General features: G+C 69.2%; 16 protein-coding genes and 1 pseudogene. 6 read left to right on the top strand and 11 right to left on the bottom strand.

Annotated elements, in window-relative coordinates; all coding sequences use genetic code 11:
• The first annotated feature begins 94 nt into the window (after nt 1–94).
• Entirely contained in the window at nt 95–259 is a 165-nt protein-coding gene (locus tag HDA39_RS00485) for a hypothetical protein (protein WP_184793259.1), read from the top strand.
• Between the two features lie 240 nt (nt 260–499).
• Entirely contained in the window at nt 500–1,258 is a 759-nt protein-coding gene (locus HDA39_RS00480; RefSeq protein ID WP_184793258.1) for a GntR family transcriptional regulator, read from the top strand.
• A 103-nt stretch (nt 1,259–1,361) separates the two neighbouring features.
• Here the strand turns inward: HDA39_RS00480 and HDA39_RS00475 are convergent.
• The 6 genes and pseudogenes from HDA39_RS00475 to HDA39_RS00450 all read right to left on the bottom strand — a co-directional run bounded on the left by HDA39_RS00475 (nt 1,362) and on the right by HDA39_RS00450 (nt 9,839).
• A pseudogene (locus HDA39_RS00475) lies at nt 1,362–2,344 on the bottom strand (TerC family protein).
• A gap of 129 nt (nt 2,345–2,473) precedes the next feature.
• On the bottom strand, nt 2,474–3,022 hold the full coding sequence (locus HDA39_RS00470) for a hypothetical protein (protein WP_184793257.1): 549 nt from the start codon (nt 3,020–3,022) through the stop codon (nt 2,474–2,476).
• A 1-nt stretch (nt 3,023) separates the two neighbouring features.
• Nucleotides 3,024–4,523, bottom strand: coding sequence for an Nramp family divalent metal transporter (locus tag HDA39_RS00465; RefSeq protein WP_184793256.1), 1,500 nt, complete (start codon nt 4,521–4,523; stop codon nt 3,024–3,026).
• Nucleotides 4,524–4,632: 109 nt separating this feature from the next.
• Nucleotides 4,633–6,777: an acetate--CoA ligase family protein gene (locus tag HDA39_RS00460; protein WP_184793255.1), complete on the bottom strand. Its 2,145-nt coding sequence runs from the start codon at nt 6,775–6,777 to the stop codon at nt 4,633–4,635.
• Between the two features lie 38 nt (nt 6,778–6,815).
• Nucleotides 6,816–8,042, bottom strand: a complete 1,227-nt coding sequence (gene frc / locus HDA39_RS00455; protein ID WP_184793254.1) for a formyl-CoA transferase — start codon at nt 8,040–8,042, stop codon at nt 6,816–6,818.
• A gap of 60 nt (nt 8,043–8,102) precedes the next feature.
• Complete coding sequence (locus HDA39_RS00450; protein ID WP_238355949.1) at nt 8,103–9,839, bottom strand: thiamine pyrophosphate-binding protein; 1,737 nt, start codon at nt 9,837–9,839, stop codon at nt 8,103–8,105.
• A 107-nt stretch (nt 9,840–9,946) separates the two neighbouring features.
• On the opposite strand from HDA39_RS00450, the gene HDA39_RS00445 reads away from it, so the two are divergent.
• Entirely contained in the window at nt 9,947–10,231 is a 285-nt protein-coding gene (locus HDA39_RS00445) for a hypothetical protein (RefSeq protein ID WP_184793253.1), read from the top strand.
• Here HDA39_RS00445 and HDA39_RS00440 read toward each other — a convergent pair.
• Both HDA39_RS00440 and HDA39_RS00435 read right to left on the bottom strand, forming a co-directional pair.
• Entirely contained in the window at nt 10,228–10,746 is a 519-nt protein-coding gene (locus tag HDA39_RS00440) for a hypothetical protein (protein ID WP_184793252.1), read from the bottom strand. The genes HDA39_RS00445 and HDA39_RS00440 overlap by 4 nt on opposite strands.
• A gap of 44 nt (nt 10,747–10,790) precedes the next feature.
• A complete protein-coding gene (locus tag HDA39_RS00435; protein WP_184793251.1) occupies nt 10,791–12,182 on the bottom strand; it encodes an OFA family MFS transporter in 1,392 nt (463 codons plus the stop codon).
• A 154-nt stretch (nt 12,183–12,336) separates the two neighbouring features.
• On the opposite strand from HDA39_RS00435, the gene sucC reads away from it, so the two are divergent.
• Genes sucC through HDA39_RS00420 form a run of 3 tightly spaced genes read left to right on the top strand, consistent with a single transcriptional unit; the run spans nt 12,337 to nt 15,289 of the window.
• Nucleotides 12,337–13,494 carry an ADP-forming succinate--CoA ligase subunit beta gene (sucC, locus tag HDA39_RS00430; RefSeq protein WP_184793250.1) on the top strand — a complete coding sequence of 386 codons (1,158 nt, stop codon included), beginning with the start codon at nt 12,337–12,339 and terminating at the stop codon, nt 13,492–13,494.
• An 11-nt stretch (nt 13,495–13,505) separates the two neighbouring features.
• Nucleotides 13,506–14,405 (top strand): succinate--CoA ligase subunit alpha, encoded by a 900-nt coding sequence (gene sucD / locus HDA39_RS00425; RefSeq protein WP_184793249.1) that lies wholly within the window; start codon nt 13,506–13,508, stop codon nt 14,403–14,405.
• Nucleotides 14,405–15,289 carry a 2-hydroxy-3-oxopropionate reductase gene (locus HDA39_RS00420; RefSeq protein WP_184793248.1) on the top strand — a complete coding sequence of 295 codons (885 nt, stop codon included), beginning with the start codon at nt 14,405–14,407 and terminating at the stop codon, nt 15,287–15,289. Before sucD ends, HDA39_RS00420 begins: the two co-directional genes overlap by 1 nt.
• Nucleotides 15,290–15,341: 52 nt before the next feature.
• On the opposite strand, the gene HDA39_RS00415 is transcribed toward HDA39_RS00420, so the two are convergent.
• The 3 genes from HDA39_RS00415 to HDA39_RS42970 all read right to left on the bottom strand — a co-directional run bounded on the left by HDA39_RS00415 (nt 15,342) and on the right by HDA39_RS42970 (nt 17,402).
• Nucleotides 15,342–16,130 (bottom strand): class I SAM-dependent methyltransferase, encoded by a 789-nt coding sequence (locus tag HDA39_RS00415; RefSeq protein ID WP_184793247.1) that lies wholly within the window; start codon nt 16,128–16,130, stop codon nt 15,342–15,344.
• A gap of 64 nt (nt 16,131–16,194) precedes the next feature.
• A complete protein-coding gene (locus tag HDA39_RS42975; protein WP_337925580.1) occupies nt 16,195–16,746 on the bottom strand; it encodes an MFS transporter in 552 nt (183 codons plus the stop codon).
• The gene (locus HDA39_RS42970) at nt 16,719–17,402 is read right to left on the bottom strand and encodes an MFS transporter (RefSeq protein WP_202892819.1); all 684 of its coding nucleotides are present in this window, start codon (nt 17,400–17,402) and stop codon (nt 16,719–16,721) included. Before HDA39_RS42970 ends, HDA39_RS42975 begins: the two co-directional genes overlap by 28 nt.
• Nucleotides 17,403–17,530 lie beyond the last annotated feature (128 nt).

The following is a 17,530-nucleotide window of genomic DNA, read 5'->3' as shown; positions in this document are numbered from 1 at the left end:
CCGTGTTACCGGGATCACGTGAGATCCGGGCATAACGCCCAGATCCCTCTGGTTGAATGTATGCAGTAGCCAGTATTTAGAGAGAGAGGAAGAAATGATCTTCACCCGTAGGTTCGGCGCTCTCGCAGCTCGCCGGCAGTTCCCGGACTCCCCGGAGCTGCGGCGGGAACTGAACCTCGACGCCGACATCGACCGGGCCCACGAGACCCGGCGCGACGACGAGGCCCAGCAGCCCGTGCGTGAGACGACAGCGGCCTGACCCACACCCCGAATCGGTGCTCCGGGCACGGATGACCGGCACCCGCCGGCACCTGGATCCGGACCGCGGCGGCGGACTCCCCGCGGGACACGATCCATGGATCCGGAGCACCGGGAGCAGGACGGGAACCGTCAGGCTCCACCACAAGAAAATCCGCTAGCTCAACGAAGAGCGTGGCAACAGACCTGGCACTTGGTAGACTGTCTACCAAGTGCCATCACGTTGTTCGGGAAGGACCTCATGACCACCATCAGCGCGGGCCCGGATTCCTCCGCCGACTCCCCCGGCGTTCGGCACGTCAAGCGGCCGACACCGCTGCGCGAGTCGGTCTACGAGGCCCTCACCGAGATGATCATCGACGGCACGCTGGAGCGCGGCCGGCACCTGGTCGAGGTCGAGCTGGCCGGCATGCTCGGCGTCTCCCGCCAGCCCGTCCGTGAGGCCCTCCAGCGGCTCAACAACGAGGGCTGGGTGGACCTGCGCCCCGGCTTCGGCGCGATGGTCCATGTCCCGGCCGAGGACGAGGTCGACCAGCTCCTGGCGGCGCGGGCCGCGCTGGAGTCGGAGTCCGCGCGGCTCGCGGCCCGGCACGCCACCAAGGAGGCGGTCGCGCAGCTCAAGGAGCTCTGCAAGGTCGGCACGGCGTTCCAGGAGTCCGGTGACATCGACGGCGCGGTGCGCACCAACGGCGAGCTGCACGCGATGATCACCGCGATGTCCGGCAACCGTTTCCTGGTCGACTTCGCCGGCCAGGTCGATCGCCGCGTCCGCTGGTACTACACCCCCGTCGCCCCCGTCCGCGGCGCCGCCTCCTGGCGCGAGCACGCCCGCCTGGTCAAGGCGATCAGCGAGGCCGACGAGGACAAGGCCGCCCAGATCATGCGCGAGCACACCGAACACACCCGTACGGCGTATCACGAGCTCCAGTCCGGCCAAGCTCCCGCAACCCCGGCCCCGGAGAAGAAGCCGGCCACCAGACGCCGCCGCACCACCGACTGATCGACGTCGGCGAAGCCGACGAGCCCCGGCGGCCAGGCCCCCCTTCCCATACCCCCGCGCCCCGGCGGACCGAAGGTCCGCCGGGGCGCGTTCTTTGGTGACCTCACTCGACTCCGGCAACCTCTTCTTCTCTGGCCTTCGCCTTCTCGTCCCGCGACGACTTCACAAGACTCAGCACCGCCGTGACCACCAGCGTGCCGAGGATGATCGACAGCGACACCACGATCGGGATCTCCGGCGCCCACTTCACGCCGCTGTGGTGCAGCGCCTCCAGGATCAGCTTCACGCCGATGAACCCGAGCACCACCGACAGCCCGTACGACAGGTAGACCAGCCGATCCAGCAGCCCGCCGATCAGGAAGAACAGCTGCCGCAACACCCCATCAGGGCAAAGGCGTTGGCGGTGAACACCAGATACGGCTCCTGCGTGAGCCCGAAGATCGCCGGGATCGAGTCCAGCGCGAACAGCAGGTCCGTGGTCCCGATCGCGATCATCACGATCAGCATCGGCGTCGCGAACCGCTTGCCGTCGATCCGGGTGGTCAGCTTCGCCTCGTGGTACGTCTCGGTGGTCGGCACCACCTTGCGCACCTTCGCGAGCACGACGTTCTCCTTGAACTCGTCCTCGTCGTCGTGCGACGTCGCCAGCTTCCACGCGGTGTAGAGCAGGAACGCGCCGAAGATGTAGAACACCCAGTTGAAGTGCGAGATCGCCTCCGCCCCGACGGCGATGAAGATCCCGCGCATCACCAGCGCCAGCGCGACCCCGACCAGCAGCACCTTCTGCTGGTACTGCCGGGGCACGGCGAACTTGCCCATGATGATGATGAACACGAACAGGTTGTCGACCGACAGCGAGTACTCGGTCAGCCAGCCGGCGAAGAACTCCCCACCGGACTCACCGCCGGCGGCGACCGTCAGGCCGACGCCGAACAGCAGCGCGATGCCGACGTAGAAGGACACCCACAGGGTCGCCTCGCGCAGGGACGGTTCGTGCGGCTTCCTGGCCACGATCAGGAAGTCCAGCACCAGCAGGGCCAGCAGGGCGGCGATGGTGATGATCCACGCCGACAGCGAAACGTTCATGATTCTCCTCCACGGTGCTCGAGCACACCCGGCGGGCAGGGCCGGGTACGCCGCCGCCCGCGGCTGGCAGGGCAGTCGCGGGCGGCGTGTGATGCGGGAACAGGGTGGGACACCCCTGACGAACCTGGGTCAGACGTGCGCCTTCCGCTTCTTCCGGTTCCGGGCGGCGGCCTGCTTGCGGGCCTCCATGGACTCGGCCAGGTGGACGTACTGCTCCACCGTGTGCTGGGCGTACACGTTGTGCTCCATGATGCGGGGCCACCAGTGCCGGCCGACCTGCTCGTGCATCCAGAGGAACCCGATCGCGAACCCCATGCTGAGCAGCGCCCGGAAGGCCAGGAACTGCAGCGGCTGGTCGGGCAGTCCCGGCGTACCGGTGACCGCCCACTCGGTGGTGATCGCGTGCACCAGCATCGCCAGCGGGAACCCGATCGCCCAGTAGGCGGCGGCCGGGGCGAACACCCCGGCCGGCGCCTTGCCGAGACCGACCAGGGCCGAGTACCCGATGCCGAGGACGACGAGCGGCACCGCCAGGCCGAGTCCGGTGATCGCGGCCCAGCCGAGCGGCTGGCCGGCGAAGCCGCCCAGCAGCGCGGCGATCAGGCCGGCCGAGATCCCGACCACGGAGGCCGGGAGCGTGAACTCCACGAGTTGGTGGATCTTCGTCTCGGTGGTCATGTCAGTCCAGGACCACGCCGAAGCGGATCAGGCTGTAGAACAGCATGCCGAGGTAGAAGACCGCGCCGAACCCGATGATGACGTTGCGCAGCGGCCCCGGCCGGATCGGTTTGGGCAGCAACTTGTTGTTCACCAGGAGCAACACGATGCAGTACGCGCCCATCGCGAACGTGGACAAGAACGCCAGGACGTCGAGGATTCCGGCGGGTCCGTCGGCCGGACCGAACAGCAGGATCAGGATCCCGAAGACGATGACGCCCCACAGGAACCCGAAGTAGATCCTCGACATCGAGAACCGCTTGGCCCCGGGGATGAAGTAGTACGTCATGTCGGCCTGGCCCCGGCTGAACGAGTCGAACAGACCGAGCGTCGCGTTGAGACCGATCAGCGCGATGAAGCCGAAGAACAGCGAGCCCAGGAACGGGCTGCCGGCCGAGGCGAAGGCGTCGGACATCGCCTTCAGCGCGGCCTCGCGGTCCCCGCCCTCGATCAGGCCGGCCACGTTCGGGTTCTCCCGGGCCGCCGACAGCGCGAGCACCGTGAACGAGATCGTGACCAGCATCGTGATGCCCCAGAAGAGCAGCAGCGCATCGAAGGTGACCCACTTGCGCCACCCCTTCCACTTCTTCATCTCCTCGGGGTCCTCGGTGTCGAACATGAAGCCGCGCGACGGCATCGCCTCGGCCTCGCCGGACGACCGCAGCCCGCGGATCTTCGGGATGTGCGCGCCCATGCCGGCCCCGGAGTCGCGCAGCTGCAGGGTGTACCACATCTGCTGCATGCCGGACGGGCCGGCGAAGGCGATCGAACCCACCACGATCGGGAACCACGCCGACGACAGGGCCTTGTCCGGGAAGTACCCGAACGCGAACATGCCCTGGATGGTGTCGGCCAGGTCGCCCCACTGGCCGACGATGGCCGCGATCACCGACGTCCCGACCACCAGCAGGCCGATCAGGAAGCCGAGCAACTTCTCCAGGAAGTTGTAGATCACCGACAGCAGGCTGAACAGCACCCCCACGAAGACCAGCGCCACACAGGCTGTCGCCTGCCAGGGGATGCCGCTGACTTCCTCGAACGCCGAGGCGCCGGCCGACAGGTGGCCGGGCCACATGTAGATCAGGATCGCCGCGACGTAGAAGAACCACATCATCGGTTTGAAGATCCGGGCCGCGCCGAAGAAGATCGACTCACCGGTCGCCATCGCGTACCGGGCCATCTCCAGCAGCACGAACGCCTGCAGGGTGACACCGACCAGGAACAGCCACCGGATGTCCGGACCGAACACCAGGACGAGCCGGGGCCACATGTAGGACTCACCCATGCCGACGCCCAGCGCGACCAGGAAGACGGTCGGACCGAGGATGTGCAGGGAAGGCGGTGCCGGCGGCAGGGGCCGGATCGGCATCGGTTCGAGCCGGCCGGCCTTCCAGACGCGCTCGGTCCCGGCGGCCGCCGCGGGCTCTTCGGGTACTTCTGAGGTCTTGCTTGTGACGTCCAAGGCGGACTCCTTATATCGACGCCAGCTTGACGAGACTTACGGCTCCCCCGTGCACTTCCCCCCGGCCCAAACGCATCACCGGCTTTCTACTGTGTGGAGTGGCGGGGACTCAAGACCCGAGCGGTCCCGCGTTGCGGGCCCACCGGTACTTGGCGCCGAGCACCTGGACGGGCGTCTCGGTGGTGTAGGGATAGGCGACCACGCCGTGCTCGAACAGGTACTGGCTGGCCTCCTCGACCTCGACGTCGCCGGACAGCGAGGCGACCACGGGCTTGTCGATGCCCTTGGCCCGGTACTCCTCGACCACCTCGGCGACGAGCTTCGCGAACACCATCGGAGGGGTGACGATGGTGTGCCAGTAGCCCAGGATCAGGGCGTGGATCCGGTCGTCCTGCAGGCCCAGCGCCACCGTGTTCCGGTACGTCGACGGCGGCTCGCCGCCGGTGATGTCGACCGGGTTGCCGGAGGCACCGAACGGCGGGATGAACTTCTTGAACGCGGCGTCCAGGTCGTCGGGCATCGCCATCAGCTGCAGGCCGTTGTCGACGCAGGCGTCCGACAGCAGGACGCCCGAGCCGCCGGCGCCGGTGATGATGACGACGTTCTCGCCCTTGGGGGTCGGCAGCAGCGGGATGCCCCGGGCGTACTGGAGCATCTCGTTCAGGCCCGGGGCGCGGACGACGCCGCTCTGGCGCAGGATGTCGTCGTACACCTTGTCGTTGCCGGCCAGCGCGCCGGTGTGCGAGCTCGCCGCCCGGGCACCCATGTCGGTGCGGCCGGCCTTCAGCACGACCACCGGCTTCTTCTTCGACACCCGCGCCGCGGTCTCGGCGAAGGCCCGGCCGTCCTTGAGGTCTTCCAGGTGCATGGCGATCAGGTTGGTGTTGTCGTCGGTCTCGAAGAACGTCAGGAGGTCATCCTCGTCGATGTCGGCCTTGTTGCCTACCCCAACGATCGCGGAGACGCCCATCCGGCTGGACCGGCTGAACCCGAGGATCGCCATCCCGATCCCACCGCTCTGTGACGACAGCGCCACGCTGCCCTTCACGTCGTACGGCGTACAGAACGTCGCGCAGAGGTTCTCCGGCAGGTAGTAGTACCCGTAGATGTTCGGCCCGAGGATCCGCACGTCATGCTTCTTGGCGATCGCCACGACCTCGTCCTGCAGCTCCTGCTCGCCGGTCTCGGCGAACCCGGACGGGATCAGGATCGCGCCCGCGACGCCCTTCTGGCCGCACTGCTCGAGCGCGCCGCCGACGAACTTGGCCGGTACGGCGAACACCGCGACGTCGACGTCACCCGGGATGTCGGTGATGCTCGGGAACGCCTTCAGCCCGAGGACCTCGCCACCCTTGGGGTTGACCGGGTAGATGTCGCCTTGATAGCCGCCGTTGACCAGGTTCTTCATCACCGAGTTGCCGATCTTGCCGTCCTCGTTCGAGGCGCCGATCACGGCGACCGCCCGCGGCTTCATGATCCGGGTCATCGCGGTCTGGATCTGTTCCTGGGTGTAGCGCTCCACCGGCTTGCCGGCCTCGGCGTCCACGATGATCCGGAAGTCCACCGCGGTGGCGCCGTCCGGTCCGGCCAGCACCGGGTTCAGGTCCACCTCGGCGAACTGCGGGAAGTCCTCGACCAGGTCGGACAGTTTGGTGATGATCCGGGCGATCGCCTCCTTGTCCACCGGCTTGGCACCACGGACGCCGTTCAGCATCTCGTGCGCGCCGATCCCCTCGATCATCGAGCGGGCCTCGTCCGGCGAGGTCGGCGCCAGCCGGAAGGTGACGTCCTTGAGCACCTCGACCAGGACACCGCCCAGGCCGAAGGCGACGATCTTGCCGAACGTCTGGTCGGTGACCGCGCCGACGATGACCTCCTGCACGTCACCGCCGGTGACCAGCATCTTCTGCACCTGCACGCCGGTGATCGAGGCGCTGGCGTCGTACGCCTTCGCGTTGCCGACGATCTGGTCGTACGCCGTCTTGGCCGCCTCGGCGCTGTCGACACCGACCACCACGCCGCCCGCCTCGGTCTTGTGCAGGATGTCGGGCGACACGATCTTCAGGACGACCGGGAAACCGATCTCGGCCGCGAGGCCCGCGGCGCCCTCGGCAGTGGTGGCCAGGCCCTCTCCCGGGGTCGGGATGCCGTACGCGTCCGCGACCAGTTTGGCCTCGGGTGCGCTCAGCGAGGTGCGGCCTTCCGCCAGAGCCTGGTCGAGGATGGACTGGACTGCTGCCTTGTCATAGGTCATTGCCTGAAGCTCCCTAGCGTGGGTTGTCGGTACGGCGTTCAGACGACGCCGGCGGCCTTGAGCTCTTCCAGCTCGGCGGTGTCGATGCCGAGGCCGCCGTAGATCACGGAGTTGTGTTCGCCGAGGCCCGGTGAGGTCTCCACCTGGACCGGCGAGTCGGACAGCTTGATCGGGCAGCCGACGGTCTTGAACGCGCCCCGGGCCGGGTGCTTGACCTCGACCACGGCACCGAGCTCGGCCAGCGTCTCGTCCTCGATCAGTTCCTTGGTGGACAGGATCGGGCCGCACGGCACGTTCAGCGCGTTCAGCTTCTCCATCACCTCGAACTTGGTGTGCTGCTCGGTCCACTGCTCGATCAGCGCGAACATCTTGTCGAGCTTGTCGAGCCGGGCCGCGGGCGTGGACCAGTCGGGGTCCTCGGCCAGCTCGGGCTTGCCGATCAGGCTCGCGATCGGGGCCCAGCCGGGCGGCTGGACGATCACGTAGATGTAGTCGTTCGGGCCGCCGGGCGCGGTCTTGACCGCCCAGCCGGGCTGGCCGCCGCCGGAGGCGTTGCCCGAGCGCGGCACCTCGTCGCCGAAGGTGTCGTTCGGGAACTCCTTCAGCGGGCCGTGCGCGAGCCGCTGCTGGTCGCGCAGCTTGACCCGGGTGAGGTTCAGCACGGCCTCCTGCATCGCCACGCTCACCCGCTGGCCCTTGCCGGTGACGGTCCGCTGGTACAGCGCGGCCAGGATGCCGGCGACCAGGTGGATGCCCGTGCCGGAGTCACCGATCTGAGCGCCGGTGGCCAGCGGCGGGCCGTCCTCGAACCCGGTCGTGCTCATCGCGCCGCCCATCGCCTGGGCGACCACCTCGTAGGCCTTGAACTCCTCGTACCGGCCGGGGCCGAAGCCCTTGATCGAGGCGAAGATCAGCTCGGGGTTGATCAGCTGCAGCCGGTCCCAGGTGAAGCCCATCCGGTCGATCGCGCCGGGGGCGAAGTTCTCCACCAGGACGTCGGAGTTCTTCACCAGGTCGGTGAAGATCTCCTTGCCACGCTCGGACTTCATGTTCAAGGTGATGCTGCGCTTGTTGCAGTTGAGCATCGTGAAGTAGAGGCTGTCGACGTCGGGCAGGTCGCGCAGCTGCTGGCGGGTGATGTCACCGGTCGGCGCTTCGAGCTTGACCACGTCGGCGCCGAGCCAGGCGAGGATCTGGGTGCAGGACGGTCCCGACTGCACGTGGGTCATGTCGAGTACGCGAACACCTTCAAGGGCCTTACCCATAGTGGTCCTCCAGTACTGGGTGGCGGTCCGTACGGCGTACGGACCGCACACCGGGGATCGCTACTTGTACATGGTCTGGTTCATCGTTCCGGGCGCGTACGCGTCCGGGTCGACCCACACGTTGATCAGTGACGGCAGCCCCGACTCGCGGGCCCGCTGCATCGCCGGCCCGATGTCCTTGGGGTCGCGGACCTCTTCGCCGTAGCCGCCGAGCATCTTGGCGAACTCGTCGTACTTGACGTCGCCGAGGGTGTTGCCGATCCGGCCGCGGTCGTGGCCGTACTTGGCCTCCTGGCCGTAGCGGATCTGGTTCATCGAGGAGTTGTTGCCGACCACCCCGACGAACGGGAGCTTGAACCGGACCAGCGTCTCGAAGTCCCAGCCGGTCAGCGAGAAGGCACCGTCACCGAACAGCGCGACGACCTCCTTGTCCGGACGGGCGTACTTGGCCGCCATCACGAACGGGATGCCGACGCCGATGGTGCCGAGCGGGCCCGGGTCCATCCAGTGGCCGGGCGACTTGGGCTGGACGACACCGCCGGAGAAGGTGACGATGTCACCGCCGTCGCCGATGTAGATCGAGTCCTCGGTGAGGAACTCGTTGATCTCGTGGGCCAGCCGCAGCGGGTGGATCGGGTTGGCGTCCGACAGCTGCTTGGGCAGCCGCTTCTGGTACGCCGCGTCCTCCTCGGCCCGCAGCTCGTTGAACCAGGCCTTGCGGTCGCCGGCCTTCTGCACCCGGCCCGACGAGGCCTGGGTGACGGCGGCCAGGATCGCGCCCGGGTCGCCGACCAGCCCGAGGTCGATGTCGCGGTTCTTGCCGACGGTGCGGTAGTCCATGTCGATCTGGACCACGGTCGCGCCCTTGGGCAGCCGGCGGCCGTAGCCCATCCGGAAGTCGAACGGCGTCCCGACGATCAGGATCAGGTCGGCGTTGTTGAAGCCGTAGCGCCGCGACAGGTGGAAGTGGTGCGGGTCGCCCGGCGGCAGGGTGCCGCGGGCCGAGCCGTTCATGAAGGCCGGGATGCTGTTCTTGCGGACGAACTCGATCGCCGCGTCGCTGCCGCGCGACGTCCAGACCTGGGTCCCGAGCAGCACGACCGGCTTCTCGGCGCGGGCCAGCAGGTCGGCCAGCGCCTCGACCGCGGCCGGGTCACCGATCGACTTCGTCGAACCGCGGTAGCGGCCGGCCTCCGGCACGGTCGCGGAGTCGACCGGTACGGAGTTGTCCAGGATGTCGCGCGGGATCTCCAGGAACGACGGGCCGGGCGCGCCGTTGTAGCACTCGCGGAAGGCCATCGACACCATGTCGGCGACCCGCGCGGTGTGCGGCACGGTGGCCGCGAACTTGGTGATCGGGGTCATCATGTCGACGTGCGGCAGGTCCTGCAGGGACCCCATCTTGTGCTGGTTCAGCGCGCCCTGGCCGCCGATCAGCAGCATCGGGCTCTCCGCGCGGAACGCGTTGGCCACACCGGTGACGGCGTCCGTCGTACCAGGACCCGCGGTCACCACGGCGCACCCCGGCTTGCCGGTCATCCGGGCGTAGCCGTCGGCCGCGTGTGCGGCGACCTGCTCGTGCCGGACGTCGACGACGGCGATGCCCTCGTCGACGCAGCCGTCGTAGATGTCGATGATGTGACCGCCGCAGAGGGTGAAGATCACGTCGATCCCCTCGGCCTTCAGAGCCTTGGCCACCAGGTGCCCGCCCGAGATCGTGGCGGCCTTCGGCTCCGGCTCGGTCGGGTTCGCGACCGCGTTCGATTCGGACACTGTTTGGGCCATCTGTGCAGTCATCTCCTCAGGAAAGGCAGACACTTCGTAGATTGCATACCGTATGGTGTAGTCATATCGCACGGTTTTTCCGTTGTCCAGAGGTCGCACCCGTCGAGCAAGGAGCCGCGATGACCGTCAACGAGGACCTCGACCGCACCCGGCAGGCGATCCAGGCACTGGACAGAGCCGTTGCGGAGTTGAGGATTCGCCTCGGCCCGCACCTCGACGTCCTGCGCCTGATGGACGACCTCGCGCGCTGCACGGCCGACCTGCGCCGGCTCGAGCAGCAGGTCCGCGCCCCGCACCGCCAGGAGCTGATGGTCATTCCCGACGACGACCGCGAGCACGGACTGTGGGGCGCCGGCGACGTCGACCACGAAGGTCTCGGCGCACCGGGCCGCCGGACTCCTTAGGACGCGAGGGAGAGGCACTGACGTAGAAGCCTCTTCAGTCGTACGTCGTGGTCGTCGCCCCGGGCGGCGACCACGACTGCTTCCGCGGCGTGCTCGGTCGCGACAACCGTGCGGTAGAACGGCTCACTGAGCTTCAGCCGGTCCAACGCGGGCAGCCACCAGCGCGCGGGTCTGCCGGGCGGAGCACCCGACCGGCCGGCCAGCAGGTAGCACGCGGTCTCCTGCGCGTTCCGCAGTCGCCGGTGCTCGTCATCGCCGCACTCCCCCGGACCCGCCACTGCGCTCGACACACACAGCGCGACCAGCCGCGCGGACAGGTCGAAACCTGTCCGCGCGGTGTCGAGGAACAAAGGGGCCAACGGCAACAATTCCCGCCGGCCGCGCGGGCTGCAGTGGTCGTGCACAGCCCGCGCGACCGACCCGAGGACCGGATGCACGCAAGTCGGCCGGTCCGTCCAGGGCTCCCGGGCCAGCTTGGAGACGAGCTCGAGAACACAGGGTTCCGGGCGACGCACCCAGGCATACTCGGAACTGAGGTCGGCGCCCACCTCTGTCCGGCTCACTCGCCCGGCCTGATCGCGCCGGCTACCGGCGTACCCAAGTGGGAGCTCACCGACAGCGCAGGCCGTCCGGGTTGCTTCAGGAAGCGGACGATCAGCGCGGTGATCAGCCCGAGCGCGCCGGCCGCGAGGAAGACGGGGCGGTAGCCGACCGTGGCCACCAGGCCCGCGGCGACGCCGACACCGACCAGGCCGCCGACGGCCTTCGCGCTGTAGAGGATCGACTGGTTCTGCAGCAGGCTGTTCTCGCCGAAGAACTCCAGCACGAGGTTCGCCATGATCGCGTAGAAGGCACCGCCGCCGAGTCCGGCGAACATCGCGCACAGCACGAATGCGACGCCTGCCCCGGCTTCCCCAGCCAGCACCAGACCGACATGGGTGAAGCCCTCGACCATCAGTACGGCGGCCAGCACGCGCCGCCGTCCGAACCGGTCGGACAGCGTGCCCGCGAAGGACCGCCCGAGACCGTTGACCGCGGCAAGCAGTCCGGCGGCCAGTCCGGCGACGGCGACACCGAGCTGGGCCTCGGTCGCGTAGCTGACCACGAACGCGATGCCGAACAGCGACAGCGCCGTACTGATCGCCAGCGTCAGCCACATCAGCGGCAGCGCGCCGGTCCTCATCGCCTCGGCCGGACGGTAGTAGCGCACGGCGGGCAGGTTGTTCGGGATGCTGCGGTTCAGCGTGCGGTCGACGGCCCAGGCCTGAGCGTCGATGTCGGCCGGCCACCAGTGCCGCGGCGGGTCCTTGAGCAGGCCGCCCGCGGTCATCACGATCAGCAGGGCGACGACCGCGGTCAGGTCGAAGACGTAGCGCTGACCCCCAGTGGTCTCGAAGATCGTGAGCAGCGCGATGCTCGGCACCGCGCCGACGGCGAACCCGCCGGTGACGAACCCGATCGTCGACGTCCGTCGGTCGGGGAACCACCGCGCCGCCGTGGTGATGCACGCGGAGTAGACGAGCCCGGCTCCGGCGCCGCCGACGACGGCGTACCCGAACAACGCGCCGACGTAGCTGCCGGCGTGCGCGAGCGTCACCAGCCCGGCCGCGGCCAGGAACCCACCGAGGACGACGAGCTGGGTCGGCGTCACCCGGCGTACGCGCTGGAGCCAGGCGGCGGGGATGGCGACGAGCGCCTGGAAGGCCACGAAGACGGCCAGCAGCCACATCGTCTGGACCGTGCCCCAGGCCCGGCCCGAGTCGAGGCCGAGCGCGGCCGCCCCGAAGGAGTACTGCAGCGGACTGATCGCCGCCATGCAGGCCCAGGCTGCCCACAGCTGCCACCGGCGGGAGCGCCCGGTCAGTTCAGTTGCGTCTTCGCCGATGCGGTACCGGCGGCCGTACACGTCCCGAACGTCCCGGGGAGGCGTACTGGTGGTCGCGTCCGTCATGATCGCCTCCTGACTACTGCATACCGTATGGAACTTTGGTACTCCTCTCCGCTACCTCTTGTCCAGACCCCAGAGCCCTTGTGTGTGAACTTGCATACAGCATACAGTCGCCATATTGCCCAAGCAGGTGCTGTGTGAGGAGAGGACTGCCCCCGTGGACCTGATGGAGTACCAAGCCAAAGAACTCTTCGCCCGGCACGCCGTGCCGGTCACCCTCGGCCGCGTGGTCGAGGACGCCGCCGACGCGGCCGCGGCGGCCGAGGCGCTCGGCGGCCGGGTCGTGGTGAAGGCGCAGGTGAAGGCCGGCGGCCGCGGCAAGGCCGGTGGCGTCAAGCTGGCCGCCGATCCCGCCGAGGCGACCGCCCGCGCCGGGGACATCCTCGGGATGGACATCAAAGGGCACGTCGTACGCCGGGTCCTGCTCGCCCCGGCGGCCGACATCGCCGACGAGTACTACCTGTCGTTCCTGGTCGACCGGGCCAATCGCGGCTACCTGTGTATCGCGAGCACCGAGGGCGGTGTCGAGATCGAGGAGGTCGCGCACACCAACCCCGACGCGATCGCGAAGATCTCCATCGACCCGGCGGTCGGCGTCGACGACGCGAAGGCCGCCGAGATCGTCGCCGCGGCCGGCTTCCCGGACGGCGCCGCCGAGGTGGTGAAGAGCCTGTGGACGGTGTTCATCGCCGAGGACGCCTCGCTGGTCGAGGTGAATCCACTGGTCAAGCTCGGCGACGGCACGCTGGAGGCGCTGGACGGCAAGGTCACGCTGGACGAGAACGCGGCGTACCGGCACGTCGACCACGCCGCCTTCGAGGACAAGGCCGCGGCCGACCCGCTGGAGGCCGCCGCACAGGAGAAGGGCCTGAACTACGTCAAGCTCGACGGCGAGGTCGGGATCATCGGCAACGGCGCCGGCCTGGTGATGTCGACGCTCGACGTCGTCGCGTACGCCGGTGAGGCGCACGGTGGCGTCAAGCCCGCGAACTTCCTCGACATCGGCGGCGGCGCCAGTGCCGAGGTGATGGCCAACGGGCTGGGGATCATCCTCGGCGACGCGCAGGTGAAGAGCGTGTTCGTGAACGTGTTCGGCGGGATCACCGCCTGCGACGCGGTCTCCAACGGCATCGTGCAGGCGCTCGAGCTGCTCGGCCCCACGGCGAACAAGCCGCTCGTCGTCCGGCTGGACGGCAACAACGTGGACGAGGGCCGCAAGATCCTCGCCACGGCGAACCACCCGCTGGTGACGGTGGTGGACACGATGGACGGTGCCGCCGACCGCGCCGCCGAGCTGGCCGCGCAGGCCGGATAGGAGCTGGACAGATGGCGATCTTTCTGACCGACAAGAGCAAGGTCATCGTGCAGGGCATGACCGGGGCCGAAGGGCAGAAGCACACCTCCCGGATGCTTGCCGCCGGCACCAACATCGTCGGCGGCGTGACGCCGGGCAAGGGCGGCCAGTCGGTCGACTTCGCGAAGCGCTCGATCCCGGTCTACGGGTCCTGCGCCGACGCGGTGAAGTCGACCGGCGCGGACACCTCGGTGGTGTTCGTGCCGCCGCGGTTCGTCAAGGGTGCGGTGATCGAGGCCGTCGACGCGGGCCTCGGCCTGGTCGTGGTGATCACCGAAGGCGTCCCGGTGCACGACACCGCGGCGTTCTTCGCGCACGCCGAGGCGAACGGGACCCGGATCATCGGCCCGAACTCCCCCGGCCTGATCAGCCCCGGCCTCGCCAACGCCGGCATCATCCCGGCCGACATCGCCGGTCCGGGCCGGATCGGGCTGGTCTCGAAGTCGGGCACGCTGACGTACCAGATGATGTACGAGCTGCGCGAGTACGGCTTCACCACCGCGATCGGCATCGGCGGCGACCCGATCATCGGCACCACCCACATCGACGCGCTCCGGGCGTTCCAGGACGACCCCGACACCGAGGCGATCGTGATGATCGGCGAGATCGGCGGCGACGCGGAGGAGCGGGCGGCGGCGTTCATCGCCGAGTCCGTGACCAAGCCGGTCGTCGGGTACGTGGCCGGCTTCACCGCGCCCGAGGGCAAGACGATGGGCCACGCCGGCGCGATCGTCTCCGGCTCGTCCGGTACGGCGGTCGCGAAGCAGGAGGCCCTGGAGGCGGTCGGGGTCAAGGTCGGCAAGACGCCGTCCGAGACCGCGCGACTGATGCGGGTCGCGCTCGAGCAGAGTCTCGACCCGGTGGGTTCGTGATGGCGCGGAAGATCGGATTCATCGGCCTCGGGATCATGGGGTCGCACATGGCAGCCAATCTGGTCCGGGCCGGGTACGACGTCAGCGGGTACGACGTCGTACCGGCGTCGGTCGAGAAGCTGCTGCAAGCCGGCGGCAAGCCCGCGCCGACGATCGCCGAGGCGGTCGCGGGCGCGGAGGTGGTGATCACCATGCTGCCGGACTCGCCGCAGGTGGCCGAGGTGGTGCTCGGAGCGGGCGGCGTACTGGAGTCGGCTCCCGCCGGGCTGCTGCTGATCGACATGTCGTCGATCGCGCCGGAGACCTCGCTGGAGGTCGCTCGGGTCGGCGCGGAGCACGGCGTACAGGTGCTGGACGCGCCGGTCAGCGGTGGCGAGCAGGGCGCGATCAAGGCGTCGCTGTCGATCATGGTTGGCGGTGAGGCCGACGTGTTCGAGACGGCACGGCCGATCTTCGAGGACCTCGGCCGGACGATTGTGCACGTCGGCGGTCACGGCGCGGGCCAGACGGTGAAGGCCGCCAACCAGCTCATGGTGGCCGGGATCATCTCGCTGGTCAGCGAGGCGATCGTGCTGCTGGAGGCGTCCGGCGTCGACGGCGAGCGCGGGCTCGAGGTGCTGGCCGGCGGCCTGGCCGGGAACCGGATCCTCGACCTCAAGGCGTCGACGATGCTGGGCCGGGAGTTCGCCCCCGGCTTCCGGATCGACCTGCACCACAAGGACATGGGCATCGCGCTGTCCGCCGCCCGCGCGGCCGGCGTCGCGCTGCCGGTGACCGGCCTGGTCGCCCAACTGGTGTCCGCGGCCCGTGCCATGGGTCACGGATCCCTCGACCACTCGGCACTGCTGAAGGTGGTCGAGGAACTGTCAGGACGAAACACCTGACGCGGGCCGCCGGCGGGGGAAAGCCAGCTCCCCCGTCGGCGGTCGTCCGCTGTCAGGCGGAGACGAACAGCACCAGCGAGCCGTCGAAGTGCTGCTGGTTGCGCAGCTGCCCGTACTTGCTGTCCCAGGTCCCGTCGGCCAGCTCGCGGGTGAGGTGCTCGGTGAAGCGCTCGTGGACCTCGGGCGGGACGAAGCTCCACGCGGAGTTGGCCCGGCGAGCTCCTGGATCCAGGAGCCGCTCCGGCCGTCCGTAGTACGCCTCGCCGAAGCCGTCGGTGCACAGCAGCGGGATCGGCACGTTGAACGCCTGCCCACCGCCGAGCGCGGCCGCGATCCGCTCGATCGGCGGGTAGCGGCGTGCCTCGGTGTCGATCGCCTCGGGCGCGTACTCGTGCAGCCAGAAGCGCCGCAGCAGGGTCGGATCACACGTCAGTACGGCGACCGATCCGCGCGTCACCCGGCGGACCTCGGTCAGGCCGGCCTCGAGGTCGCGCCACTGGTGCACCGTGAACGTCGCCATCGCGCCGTCGAACGTGCCGTCGGCGAACGGCAGCTCCTCGGCCGTCGCGTCGATCGCCTCGACCAGGCCGGCCGGACGCTGGGCGCGCATCTGCGCCGACGGCTCGACCGCGACCAGGTCCACGTCGGTCGGTTCGTACGAACCGGCGCCGGCGCCGACGTTCAGGACCTTCCGGGCCGGGCCGAGCGCGTCCCGGATCGCGGCGGCGATCTGCGGCTCGGGCCGGCGGTAGGCGGTGTAGTCGACGCCGATCCGCCCGTAGTCGGCGTCACCCGCACTGCCGTCCGGTGCCCGTGCGGGGGTCTGGTGGTCCAGCCTCATGCTCGCTCCTTTGCGACGTGAGATTCCACCTCGACCCTACGGCAGGACCACGGATACCAGTGGGCTACTGAGAAGACCACTGGTCCTGCTGGTCGGGCAGCACCCGCCCGAGCCTCGCCAGCGGCGACAGCACCATCGCGAGCGGCGACAGCAGCATCCCGAGCGCACACACCAGCAGCACCGCCCGAACACCGAGCACCTCCGCCACCGCGCCGGCGAGCAGGGAACCCACCGGCGCCAGCCCCAGCCCGAGGAAGTTGAGCGCGGCAACCACCCGGCCCTGCGCGTCCAGCGGCGTGATCGCCTGCCGTACCGAGGTGGCCGAGACGTCGATCAACTGGGTCAACGCCCCGCAGACCACGTTGACGGCGATCAGGACCACCACCCCCGGAGCGAACACCGGTACGACGAGCATCACGACGTCCGCGCCGACCGCCGCCAGGATCATCACCGGCCCGAAGCCGAAGCGCCGGGGAATCCGCGCGGAGAACACGGCGCCGATCAGCGCGCCCGGACCCAGCGCCGCCAGGACCAGCCCGACAACGCCGCCCGAGAAGCTCGTGCCGAGGTGGACCAGGTACACCGTCATCAGTCCGGCGAAGAAGAAGTGGCCCACCGCGGACGCGAGCGCGATCGCCCGCAACGACCGGTCGGCGAAGACCAGCCGCAGCCCACCGACCGGCTCGCGACCGGAGCCTGCCGCTCGGCCCGCTTGATCCGCTGGATCGAGAGGAACGAGAACAGGTAGAACACCACCGGCGCGACGACGGCGACGGGCGCCGAGAGCAACGACACCAGTCCGCCCCCGAGGGCCGGCCCGGAGATCTGCGTCACCGACCGGCCGCTCTCCAGCAGGCTGTTGCCCTGGGCAAGTTGCTCGCGGCGGACCAGACGGGGCAGGAAGGCCTGGTAGGCGACGTCGAAGAACACGGACAGTACGCCGAGCAGGAAGGCGACGCAGTACAGCAAGGGCAGGCCGAGCCAGCCCAGCAGCCAGGCCGCCGGGACCGCGGACAGGACGACGGCGCGCCCGAGATCGGCGTACACCATCAGGTTGCGGGCCCGCAGGCGGTCGACCAGCCGGCCGACGACGAGCGAGCAGACGAGGATCGGGATCTGCTGCGCGGCGCGGAGGGCGCCGAGCTGTCCGGCACCACCGCCGAGCGCGGTCAGCGCGACGAGCGGCAGGGTGAGTTGGGCGGTCTGGGCACCAAGGTTGGAAGCGGTCTGGCCGATCCAGAGCTTGACGAATTCACGGTCGTTCCAGGGCACGGTGAAGTCCTCGAGGTCGCGACGAGTCGCGGTGCCACCGAAACGGGCAGCACGCGGTGACGGATGAGTCAGCGCGTGCGCGAACGACCGGGCATGCCTCAGCTCCCTGCGGGGTAGGACGTGCCCGG

It is taken from the genome of Kribbella italica (assembly GCF_014205135.1).
GTDB classification, from domain to species: Bacteria; Actinomycetota; Actinomycetes; order Propionibacteriales; family Kribbellaceae; genus Kribbella; species Kribbella italica.
The sequence above is the reverse complement of the archived record's forward strand: the minus strand, read 5'-3'. Positions and strand labels throughout refer to the sequence as shown.

Excerpts from the sequence above, each read along its gene's own strand:
- HDA39_RS00485 (WP_184793259.1), top strand. The coding sequence starts at position 95 with ATGATCTTCACCCGTAGGTTCGGCGCTCTCGCAGCTCGCCGGCAGTTC.
- HDA39_RS00480 (WP_184793258.1), top strand. The coding sequence starts at position 500 with ATGACCACCATCAGCGCGGGCCCGGATTCCTCCGCCGACTCCCCCGGC.
- HDA39_RS00470 (WP_184793257.1), bottom strand. The coding sequence starts at position 3,022 with ATGACCACCGAGACGAAGATCCACCAACTCGTGGAGTTCACGCTCCCG.
- HDA39_RS00460 (WP_184793255.1), bottom strand. The coding sequence starts at position 6,777 with ATGACCTATGACAAGGCAGCAGTCCAGTCCATCCTCGACCAGGCTCTG.
- frc (WP_184793254.1), bottom strand. The coding sequence starts at position 8,042 with ATGGGTAAGGCCCTTGAAGGTGTTCGCGTACTCGACATGACCCACGTG.
- HDA39_RS00450 (WP_238355949.1), bottom strand. The coding sequence starts at position 9,839 with ATGACTGCACAGATGGCCCAAACAGTGTCCGAATCGAACGCGGTCGCG.
- HDA39_RS00445 (WP_184793253.1), top strand. The coding sequence starts at position 9,947 with ATGACCGTCAACGAGGACCTCGACCGCACCCGGCAGGCGATCCAGGCA.
- HDA39_RS00435 (WP_184793251.1), bottom strand. The coding sequence starts at position 12,182 with ATGACGGACGCGACCACCAGTACGCCTCCCCGGGACGTTCGGGACGTG.
- sucD (WP_184793249.1), top strand. The coding sequence starts at position 13,506 with ATGGCGATCTTTCTGACCGACAAGAGCAAGGTCATCGTGCAGGGCATG.
- HDA39_RS00420 (WP_184793248.1), top strand. The coding sequence starts at position 14,405 with ATGGCGCGGAAGATCGGATTCATCGGCCTCGGGATCATGGGGTCGCAC.
- HDA39_RS00415 (WP_184793247.1), bottom strand. The coding sequence starts at position 16,130 with ATGAGGCTGGACCACCAGACCCCCGCACGGGCACCGGACGGCAGTGCG.